The sequence below is a fragment of the Exiguobacterium sp. E17S genome (assembly GCF_057772545.1).
In genome coordinates this window covers 117282-128711 of sequence record NZ_JBYLRU010000006.1, presented here as the reverse complement: position 1 = coordinate 128711, position 11430 = coordinate 117282, and the positions used below count along the sequence as shown (strand labels likewise).

The window sequence follows — 11430 nt, the reverse complement described above, 5'->3', positions numbered from 1 at the left end:
ATTTACTTAGTTAATATATATTTGTAATTTTATTTCCATACTATTTCTATCCATTTTGTGTAAAAACAGCTTAATTTAATTTTATATGAGCATAATTTCAAAAAACGTAAAAAGACCTACGAGCGTCTGCTCGTAGGTCTAGAATCCTGCTTTTTAGTATCGGATGTGCTGTTTACTCCACCGGATCGATTCTTTGAACTGTCGGACGAGATCTTCGGCAGGTGCCGTCAAATAATAGGCCAGTCCATGCACTTTCTCGGACATCTGCTGAATGACGAGCCCATCTTCAATCAATTCCTGCAATTGCTCGAGGATTTGACCGTGCGACTGATCAATCCGTTGCTCGAGTTCTCCAATCGTCAACGCACCATCACGTAAGAGATAAATGATGCTCGACTTCAAGCTGTTCTCGAAGTTGTGTTGAAATTTTTGCAACGCCAGTAAATCGGCTTGTTCTTCGGTATGACGTGAATCCATCTGATTCCTGCCCCCTTTTCTTAGCTACCTTTTCAGTATGACGCACTTTTAAAGGAATTTCAAAACTCAATCGCGATCAGTGATGATTGTATCGAACGTCTTCTCTTCCTCTGTGATGACCATCTTTTTTTGCGACCGGAGATGATACAGACGACGAATATTTAGGATGACGACCTTCATGACAGCGTAGAACGGAACACCGAGCAAGACGCCGAAAAATCCAGCGATGTTCCCGGCAACGAGCAAGACAATGATGATCGTCAACGGATGAACGTCAAGCGTCTTCCCTTGCACGAGTGGTGACATGATGTGCGAATCAATCTGTTGCGCAACCGTCATGACGATGATCGCATAAATCGCAAGAATCGGATCCTGAATGAACCCGACGATCAAGGCCGGAATGACACCGAGGACAGGTCCGAGGAACGGAATGATGTTCGTCAGTGTCGCAAACAACGCAAGCAACAACGCATAATCGATTCCGATAATCAGATACCCGATATAGGCGATGATCCCGACACCAATGCTGACGATGACTTGCCCCCGGATATAGCTCATGATCGTCAAGTGAACGTCCCCGAGAATTTTCTTCGTTTCCTTATGATACTCGTACGGCATCAGCTTGACGAGATTGCCTTTCAGCTTATCCCCATCAAGCAACATGTAGATCAGCATTATCGGAATGATGACGATCGTCACGACTGTCGTCGTCAGAACACTGACGAACCCACCGACACCTGTACCGATATTCTTTAGGAACGTCGACGCATACTCCGAGATGTTCCCAGAGAACTTATTGAACAAGTTATCAGGTCCTGACAGGAAGCGTGAAAAGGCTGCACTGTTCTCCAGTTGTTCCCGCACATCAATCAATTGCCGCTGGAACTGTGTCGCAAGTGTCGGAATCGAATTGACGAACTGCGTGATTTGCTCCGACAACATCGGACCAAAGATGAATCCGAGTGTCGTCAATATTCCGATCAAACCGACGAGGACGATCAAGACAGCGGGCCGCCGCTTCATCTTCTTCTCGAGCAACTCGACGATTGGTAACAAGACATAATAGAGAATCCCAGCAATCGCGAGGGGTGGTGCGACCATCTGAAGCAGAATCGCGACCGGTCGGAACAGGAACGTGACATGATCGCCAATCCAGACAATGATCAGTAACGTCATGACCCACCAGGCGAATCGGTACCATTTGTTTTCAAACATTTTTTGCATCTAACCACTTCCCTACTTAAAAAATGAAGTTCAATATCCTCTTTAAGTTTTCCTTAAAACGATACTTCTTAATCCTTATTCTTAGAAAATATATAGTTCGTTATCGTTTAACACATATATGATATATTTGTTTTAGTCAATTTTGCAGATTCAGATTTGCCGAGACCTTCAAATCTACGTAAGATAAGTGTATTCGGCATTTAAGCAATCTTTTTGATACATGTAAAAATAGAATACGGAGGATACCCCAGTGAAATGGATCAATCATACCATCGGTCGCCAATTGATGTTCGCCTTCTATATGGTGTTCGTCGCTCTCAGCATCACGTCCGGAATCGTTTACTTCTATACGGAACAGAAAATCGATCAGGCGAATGCGACATTCGATGATTTACGTGAACGGCGGACGAATGCGAATGCGCTCGCAAGCGAGTGGACCGTCGCGCAAAGTAACGTGAAATCTTACTTATTGACCGGCTCACAGGAAACACTTGATGCCGTCAAGACAAACCAACAGGAGATCAACCGTTTGACGACATGGTTTGAGAAATATGCGGTATATGAGCAAGGTCAAGAATACGCAATCGCGACACGTCAAATGTATGACGATTATTTCGGAACGTCGCTTCCACTCCTCAACGAATACGTCGAAGGAAAAAAAGACGGAAAGATCAACGAAGATTTTGTTGATCCGAATACACTAGCAGCCCTGTCGAACGGGAAAGATTTGTTCACTGAAAACGGTACGTTACGTGGATCGGTCAGTTTATCAGACGCTGATGTCGACATGACACGGATTGATACGTTACTTGCTGATTATCTGACGCTGATCCAAGGGAAAGAAGTCGATGCGAAGAACGATCTCCTTGGCGAAATGCGTGTCGCCCAGTTCATCTGGCTCTCGAATCTCGTCGTCTTGATTCTTGTTCTCCTATCGCTAGTGCGTCCATTCATCAGTCGCATTACAAAACAAGTCAATGCCTTGTCTCGTGATAGCGCCTTACTTGCGACGGGAGAAGATATTCAAGCGATCCCCTTGCCTAAACGGAAGGACGAGTTGTATACACTGACGACATCGTTCAATCAGATGGCGGCATCGATTGCCGATAACAAGGTCCATATGTTGGCGAAGAACGAAGAACTCCAAGCACAACAAGAAGAACTCGTCGCCCAGCAAGAAGAATTGCAAGCGCAGCAGGAGGAACTCGAAGAAGCACTTGATATCACGCTTCGCAGTGAACAACACCTGAAGTATCGCAACGAATTGACGGAGACGCTCGCTTCTCGTGAGACGTTGACAGCTTATCCGGAAATCATCGAAAAGCTCGTCTCGATCACGCATTCCGAGATTGGCGCCCTGTTGTTCCTCGATCAACAAGAAGTCCGCTCGACGATCGATTACGGGATGACGGAAGAGATGGTCGGTCGTCTTGTCTCTGACGATCAGTCACTCTTGCACCGGGCGCGTCTCTTAAAGCGTCCTGTTCATTCATCGAAACAGGTCGCACACGAGAGTCCGCTTCCGTATCCGTACTATATGTATGAGGTCGCGGTACCGGTCATGGATCCGTCAAAAGAGCATATGATCGCCTGCATCTATCTCGTTCGTTATCGTGATGCTTTCACGACGGAGCAAATGAGCGACATCCTGTCGTTCTCGCATCAGTTGTCTCTCTCGCTTCTACGGATGGGCATCTATGAAGAAATGATCCGTGAGAAAAACAAGACGACGCAACTGTTGAACTCGATTCGGGAAGCTGTCGTCTACATCGAACATGAGACAGATGCGTTACTCGTCAACGAACCGCTGATGACGTTGTTCCCGGAAGTCCCGACTCAGTTTGAGGATGAAGATCGCTCTGCCTTCGAGCAAGCGATGCAGGCATTAGCTGACATCATTGATGAACCGGCAGCATTCGAACGCTACATCGAACAGATCGTCGAACTCGATTTACCGAAAGATAGCTTGATTGTCTCGATCCGTAAGCACAGTACCTATATCCAGATTTACGCTGAGAAGATTGAAGTCGACGGCACATGGGTCGGTACGATGCTTGTCCTTCGTGACGTGACGAAAGAAACGGAAGCCGAGCGGATGAAGGAAGAGTTCGTCTCGACCGTCTCGCATGAGTTACGGACACCGCTCTCTTCGATCTATGGCTTCACCGAGCTGATGCTTAATAAACGGTTCGAGGAAGAACGGCAACGGAAATATCTCCAGACGATCCACTCCGAGACCGGTCGCCTGACGACGCTCGTCAATGATTTCCTCGATGTTCAACGGATGGAGTCGAGTGAACATCGGTATGAGATGACGACGTTCGATGTTGTCGAACTCGCCCAGGACTTGATTGAGTTCTATGATGTCTCACACGAGACGCACACGATTGATTTCGAGGCGCGTGGACCGATCATGATCGACGGCGACGCAGAAAAGATGAAGCAATTACTGAACAACCTGCTCAGCAATGCCGTCAAGTACTCACCGAGCGGTGGGACAGTCTTGATACGGATTACAAATGAACTTGGTTTCGCCCAAATCCGGATCCAGGATGAAGGCATCGGGATTCCACAAGACGCGCTTCCGAAGTTGTTCGATAAGTTCTACCGTGTCGATAACTCCGAGACACGGAAAATCGGTGGGACCGGTCTTGGTCTATCGATCTGTAAGGAGATCGTTAAACACCACAGCGGAACGATTGATGTCGAATCCGTCGTCGGTGTTGGATCAACCTTTACGATCCGTTTCCCGATTGCTGTTATCTCGACCATCCTCACGTATGAAGATTAATCACCTGACCGTTCACATCATGTGGACGGTCTTTTTTGTCGTTAGATTCGACGACGTGCGGGGTATAGTCAAAAGCGTATTAGGATAAGGAGGAATCGACATGCAACTTGGATGGATTGGTTTAGGACATATGGGGGTACCGATGGCAACACGTCTACTTGACGGTGGGCATGGCTTGACCGTCTACAACCGGACGTATGAAAAGACAGCTCCACTGACTGAACGAGGAGCAACAGCTGTCAAAGAAGCACAGGACGTCGTGCGTCAAAGCGATATCGTCTTCGTCATGCTCGCGGACGGACCAGCTGTCGCGTCCGTTCTCGAGAGTGTAACAGACGACCTCACAGGTAAGACGATCGTCAACTTGAGTACAATCTCACCGGAAGAGACAAAGAAGATGGCACGGCTCGTCGAAGAGCGCGATGGCATCTATCTCGAATCGCCGGTCTCGGGCTCCGTTCCCGTTGCAGAAAGCGGACAGCTCGTCTTGCTTGCTGGCGGTGACGCAGACGTCGTCACGGCTTGTCAGCCCTATCTTGACCTACTCGGCAAAGAAACGATTCATTTCGGATCACATGGCTCAGGCAGTGCAGCGAAGCTCGCCATTAATTTATTGCTTGCTGTCGTCGGGCAAGGGGTCGCGGAGACATTGTTGCTTGGAGAAGGTGCGGGTCTCGAGAAAGAGAAGCTGATTCAGATGATAAGTGCTTCCGGGATGAACACCCCGCTCTTCACCGGCAAACGCGACATGTACCGGAAGAACGACTTCCCGTCTGCCTTCCCGCTCCGTCTGATGGCAAAGGATTTAGGGCTGATCACGGCGGAAGCAAAACGCCAACAAATCAAGCTGCCACTCGCACAGGCGACGGACGCTAGCTATGCTGAAGCAAAACCGACTTATGGTGATGCGGACATGGCAGCGATTTATCTCGCGTTACAAGAAAAATAATGAAAAGGGTGATGCCTCTCGATATGAGAAGCCTCACCCTTTTGCTGTGAGATTATTTAAGAGACGTGACGATCCCCATCATCTGATCACTTGTCATCAACGCTTTCGAGTTGAACTGATACGCCCGCTGCAGCTGCGTCAAGTTCGTCATCTCAAGCGCCATATCGACGTTTGATGTCTCAAGCCGACCGACCGTCAACGGATTGCCCGCTGCATTCTGATATTGTCCGGTCGCCGTGAACAAACCACCGCCGACTTCCGTCAATTCACCGTAGTTCGGGATGTCCGCAACACCCACTCGAGCGAGGACACGCCGATCCCCGTTTATGATCCCCGTGATGTTGCCGTCCTTGTTCAGTTCAATCTCTGTCGCGTTCGCCGGCAAAACGATCGGATCATTCGCCTGGTTGATGACAGAACGTCCGGCATCATCTGTCAGCAGGACTTGTCCGTTTGCTTGCGGTGACAACTGGAAGTTTCCGTCACGCGTGAACTTCGTTACGCCATCCGTATCGATGACACCGAAGAAATGGTGTGGATTCCCAAGCGCTGCGTCGAGTTTTCGGTCTGTCGTCCGGAACGTTCCGACGCCAAAGCGCGTCGCTTCGTTTGCGACGTAACCTCCGACACCGAGTCGAAGTCCTTCTGGTGTCGTCAACGGACCTGGCGTAAAACCTGTCGCTTGGTTGTTGATGTTACGGACGAGCAGTTCATTGAACTGGGCATCTCGACGTTTATAGCCGTTCGTATCGACGTTAGCCAGGTTTTGACCAGTCGTGTCGAGCTGTTTTTGCAACTGTCCCATCGTACTTGCGGATGTATAGATTGATTGCATCGTATCCTCCTATTAGCGAACGCGTCCGATTTCGGAAACAGCCTTCTCCGCTGTCCGGTCGTACGCTTGAATGACTTTTTGATTGGCTTCGAACTGGCGTAGACCGGCATTCATCTCCGCCATCGTCTGTTCGACCTCGACGTTCCCAAGTTCGAGTACACCTTGATCGACCCGGACGTTTCCAGCGTTTAACGGATTAGCTGATCGGAACAAGCCGTTGCCTGTCCGCTCAAGCGTCTCTGGTTGATCGGTTACGACGAGACCGAGGTTACCGATTGCCTGACCGTTTCCGTCCGTGACGGCACCGTTCGCGTCAACGAGGAAATCTTCATTGACGACGTCGAGTGGTTGACCGTTCGTATCGAGGACAAGATCATTCTCCGTCGTCCGGAGTAACCCGTCTTGTCCGACGGTGAACTGTCCGTTCGTCGTGTAAAGTGTCTCTTCCTCTCCCGTCAACGGATCCTGATGGCGAATCGTAAAGAGCGGTGCCCCTTCAAGCGAACTGATTTGCAAGTCCGTCGCATTGCCCGTCTCCGTGATTGAACCTTGCGTGAAGTTTGGTGTCGCTGCCTGCATAAAGACACCGGTCGCAAGCTTTCCGACCGTCGCGACTCCCCGCACACCTGTCCGTTCATTGTTTGCTGTCTGCTGAATCAGCATCTCCGGAAACGTCCGGAGTGACGCTTGATCAGCACGGAAGCCCGGCGTCCGCGCATTCGCCAAGTTATTACTGAGCATTTCCTGTTGGCGTTGTAATGCCTGCATCGCATTCGACGCCGTATACATTCCTCGTAGCATGCGTTCATCTCCTCATTGACTTCATGTTCAATTCTTTCCTCTTAGTATATCGGTCGCTTCTTCATCAATTATGAGCTTTTTTGAACAAAAAGGTAATGTTCGGAAGAGATGAATCAAAAGACCTATTATAATCACGTTTGCCTTTTTTTAAATAGATTACATATTCAAAATTTACAAATATTGTTATGCTATAAACAACAAAAACATGATCCTCGAGGTGAAACCTATGAGCTTCTTTAAAAAACGTGCCACTGAACGAACTGTGCCTGGGTCTTTGGATTTATACACACTGTCCGACGTCACTTATTTTTTGGAAAATCATCCGGATGCCGTCTATACGATGGATACAAAAGGTCACTTCATTTCCTTCAACAATAAATTTCCGCTTATGCTCGGTTATGACCGGGATAGTCTTAAGCAACTCCATTTCGAAACGTTTTTAAAGCCCAATGATGTAGAGGAAGTCAAACAGTTCAAGAAACGCGTCTATTCGGGCGAAACCGTCCACTTCACGACGACAGTTCGTCATAAAGACGGACACTGGTTGACGTTGAACGTCACGAACATCCCGATTTACGACCAACGTGTCATCATCGGTCTTTATGGGATTGCCCGTGATGTATCACAGCAACAGGAACTCCGAACCGATTACCAGCGCTTATTGATGAAAGATCGATTGACGAACGCGATCGAAGGGGTCAGTTTCGTTGAATACTTCCCAACGTCGAAAGAAATCGTCGCATCTCCCTCTCTCGCTACACTATTACAACTTTCTAAGAATCACTTAGCGAAGATGGATACCTATGACTTTCTTGAAGAGCTCCATCCAGAAGATCGAACGATTTTCCGCGAACAAAGTCTCGCACTGCATATGGGGCAAATTCCAATCTTCTCGATGCAGTTACGGATGGGGCGCAGAGGTCAATTCCAAAAGATCGTCCACTGTGAAGGTGTCGTTCAGACGGATACGATTCCGAGTTCACTCCTCTTCATTCTTAAGGATGCGACACCGCTCATCCAGCTCGAGCAAGAACGGGATCTTGCGATTGCCTCCCTTAAAAAGTTCTTCACGTCGCTGCATACGACCGCTTACGAGCATCGTTATAAAGACAATACCGTGACATTTCATGCTGCCGGATTCCTTGAACCGTATACCGATTATCTCCGGCGAATCGAACAGGATCATCAACTGTGGACGAAACTCGTCTCATCAGAAGATCTCATTCTCATGAAAGAGGCATATCCGAAAATTCGTCAAGGGGAAGTCGTTCGACTCGTCTATCGTTTAAACTATCCCGACCGCCAATTCTGGGTCGAAGAGACGTGTATCCCGATCATCGATGCACATGGTGAAGTTCTCGGTCACTATGGTGTCTCGACCGATATCACGCGTCTAAAGGAACAACAGCATGAGATTTGGCACTTGTCGATGCATGACCCGATCACCGATTTACCCAATCATGCCTTTACGTTAGAACAGGTTCGGGAATTATTGAAGCACCGTTCCCCTTTCACTTTATTAACGGTCACGTTTAATCAACACAGCCGTCTCGCTGAGCGATTCGGTCACGAAATCGGGGAAGAATGGATCCGTCAGACGAGTGCAGCTGTGAAAAAGCTTATCAAAAAAGAAGTATTTATTGGTCATCTATTCGGGGATAAATTCCTTATCATCTTAAAAGGTAAGATTGACGAAACACGGGCAATCGGACTTGCTAATCAATTGCTCGAGCTGACCCATCATCGGTTCGACGTCTTGTCTTATGAACTGTTTTCGAAGGTCTTCATCGGCATTACCTATTCCGTCCATCACGATCATACGGCAGAAGAGTTGATTAAACAGACATACACGGCACTCCGCCGTGCCAAGTCGATTTCTAAGAGTAACTTCCAGTTCTATTCATCGAAACTCGACATCACGATGTACCGTCGCTATCAACTCGAACGCGATTTACGCCATGTCATCAAAAAAAATCAACTCTTCCTTGAGTACCAACCGAAAGTCGATAGTTGGAGTGGACGTATCGTTGGTGCAGAAGCGTTAATCCGTTGGGAACATCCGGAGTGGGGACGACTGGCGCCAAAGGATTTCTTATCTCTGTCAGAAGAAAGTGATCTTTACATCCACATCGGTGACTGGGTACTCGATCAAGCGTGCCAATTAATCCGTGATTTACTCGATGAACAACCGGAACATGTCGTTCCGCTATCGATCAACTTATCACCGAAACGATTGTTCTACGGTGATTTTGCGAGTATCGTCGAACGACACTTAAAAAAATACGGTGTTCCTGGACATCTGTTAGAGATTGAACTACTTGAGTCCGATGTACTACTCGAAGGCGGACAAGTCCTCGAGACACTCGACCGTCTCGTTGATCTCGGTGTCAAACTATCACTCGATGATTTCGGAACGGCTTATTCATCGATTTCTTATGTCCAGCGTTATCCGGTGCATTGCCTGAAGATTGATCGATCGTTCGCGATCCATGCCGAACACGATCCAAAGAGTCTCTCTGTCATTAAAAGTGTCATCTACATGGCGAAGGAATTCGGTTTGACCGTCGTTGCGGAGGGTATCGAAAACATGCAACAACTGAACCTCTATCGGGACTTAGAATGTGACATGATCCAAGGCTATCTTTTCAGTAAACCCGTCGATATCAAGACATTTAAGCAACTACTTGAGAACGGCACGCTCTATCCAAAAGATACGGGAACCGCTCCACCGAAGGAGCCAATTCTTAGTCTGCATGCGAAGGTGACGATTTCGAAGCTGAATGGGCAGCCGATCCAAGTCGGATCGTCTCCAATCTTGATCAATCGCTGTACGAATCGAACGATTTCTTTCTATTCCTCGATTCGATTGCCGGTGAAGCATAAACTGGAACTCTCCCTGCAACTGCACCACCTGACACATCCCGACATCTTTATTGAACCGACGTCGATTTCGGAACTCGATAACGGTCTCTTCTACTATGTCGCTGACTTCCAAGTCCGCGCCTTGTCTCTTATCGTCCAAGAACAGTTGAATCACTCCCATCATTCTCGCGTCGACGACTTCTTCGAACAATCGACTGTATGAAAAAAAGCTTCCATCCCTTTAATCAAACGGGGATGGAAGCTTTCATTAGTTATTCGGATTCTTTTTCAAGACGGCGGTCTGCGTCCGTTCGAGCACGGCATTCGTGATGACGATCAAGCCGGTGAAGAGGAACAAGGCTTCAAAGCCGAAATGACCGGCGATCTGTCCACCAGCGAGTGGTCCGAGGAAGTTCCCCATGAATTGTGCCGACTGGTTGTAACCGAAAATACGACCCGACGAATTCGCTGGTGTGTTCTTACGAAGCAAGGTTTGCACTGACGGTAGCAAAGCAGCCGTTGCAAATCCGATTCCCATCCGCAAGACGATCAACTGGCTAGTATCCGTAACGAACGCCTGTGGAATCAAGAACGCCGCAAAGACGAGTAAGGCAAAGAACAGGACACGCTCTGCCCCAATCTTATCAGACAGCCGACCGAGCCGTTGCGCCGCGATCAAAGCAGCAATCCCGGGTGCAGAGGCCACAATCCCGGATAGCAAAGCGAGTCGTTCCGTACCCGGACTGAGTTCCCGGACGTAGAGCGACAGGATCGGACTGATGGATTGCGCTGCGAACTGAATCAGGAACGTCGTTAAAAAGAGACTTAAAATCAATTCCGGATGACGGAGTGATTGAATGACTTCTTTAGCAGACGCCATCTTTTTGACTTTCAGTGGTACAAATTCTTCTTTGACAAAGAAATAAGTAACGAGGAACGTGATGAAGAGCGGCACGCTCGTAAAGAGAAAAACGGGTCGAAGCCCAACAACGTCGGCAAGGAATCCTCCAATGAGAGGTCCTAGCAATCCACCGGCAATCCCACCGGTCGAAAGGGTGCCGAGCGCCCAGCCACTTTTCTCTTTTGGGGTTTGGGAAGCAACGAGTGTGATACCGGCTGAGATGAATCCGGATACGGCTCCCATGACAAGACGTAAAAAGACGAGTTGGTAGACGTCTTGAACAAAACTAATCAAGAACATGACGATCGACATACCAAGACTTGCACGAAGCAACATCAGCTTCCGTCCTTTTCGATCGGCGAGACGACCCCAGATTGGTGAGACGATCGCAGCAATGAGGAAGGTTGCGCCAAAGGCGATACCGGACCAGGTCGTAATATCTTGTCGGCTGTCGACACCGAGTTCTTCAATGAATAAAGGCAAAAACGGTAACACGAGACTGAGGGCTGCAGCGGTCAAAAAACTACCGAACCAGACGACTACTAAATTTCTTTTCCACAATGGCATTGTGGCATCACTTCCTTTTATTT

At 48.3% G+C, this 11430-nt stretch carries 8 protein-coding genes; 3 read left to right on the top strand and 5 right to left on the bottom strand.

What is annotated here, in order from left to right; translation table 11 throughout:
• Positions 1-153 precede the first annotated feature (153 nt).
• Positions 154-477 (bottom strand): winged helix-turn-helix transcriptional regulator, encoded by a 324-nt coding sequence (locus AC3B4V_RS15000; RefSeq protein ID WP_029342725.1) that lies wholly within the window; start codon positions 475-477, stop codon positions 154-156.
• A gap of 66 nt (positions 478-543) precedes the next feature.
• Positions 544-1701, bottom strand: coding sequence for an AI-2E family transporter (locus AC3B4V_RS14995; protein WP_488378808.1), 1158 nt, complete (start codon positions 1699-1701; stop codon positions 544-546).
• A 250-nt stretch (positions 1702-1951) separates the two neighbouring features.
• Here AC3B4V_RS14995 and AC3B4V_RS14990 point away from each other — a divergent pair, with 250 nt between their 5' ends.
• Positions 1952-4492, top strand: a complete 2541-nt coding sequence (locus AC3B4V_RS14990; RefSeq protein ID WP_488378807.1) for an ATP-binding protein — start codon at positions 1952-1954, stop codon at positions 4490-4492.
• A gap of 100 nt (positions 4493-4592) precedes the next feature.
• Positions 4593-5441, top strand: a complete 849-nt coding sequence (locus tag AC3B4V_RS14985; RefSeq protein ID WP_064299250.1) for an NAD(P)-dependent oxidoreductase — start codon at positions 4593-4595, stop codon at positions 5439-5441.
• Positions 5442-5493: 52 nt separating this feature from the next.
• Here AC3B4V_RS14985 and AC3B4V_RS14980 read toward each other — a convergent pair whose 3' ends face one another.
• Complete coding sequence (locus AC3B4V_RS14980) at positions 5494-6276, bottom strand: flagellar hook-basal body protein (RefSeq protein ID WP_058704123.1); 783 nt, start codon at positions 6274-6276, stop codon at positions 5494-5496.
• Positions 6277-6288: 12 nt separating this feature from the next.
• A complete protein-coding gene (locus AC3B4V_RS14975; RefSeq protein WP_488378806.1) occupies positions 6289-7077 on the bottom strand; it encodes a flagellar hook-basal body protein in 789 nt (262 codons plus the stop codon).
• A 310-nt stretch (positions 7078-7387) separates the two neighbouring features.
• Between AC3B4V_RS14975 and AC3B4V_RS14970 the strand changes: the two genes are divergently transcribed.
• Complete coding sequence (locus AC3B4V_RS14970; protein WP_488378805.1) at positions 7388-10162, top strand: sensor domain-containing protein; 2775 nt, start codon at positions 7388-7390, stop codon at positions 10160-10162.
• A 45-nt stretch (positions 10163-10207) separates the two neighbouring features.
• Here AC3B4V_RS14970 and AC3B4V_RS14965 read toward each other — a convergent pair whose 3' ends face one another.
• A complete protein-coding gene (locus AC3B4V_RS14965; protein WP_064299247.1) occupies positions 10208-11407 on the bottom strand; it encodes a multidrug efflux MFS transporter in 1200 nt (399 codons plus the stop codon).
• Positions 11408-11430: the final 23 nt, after the last annotated feature.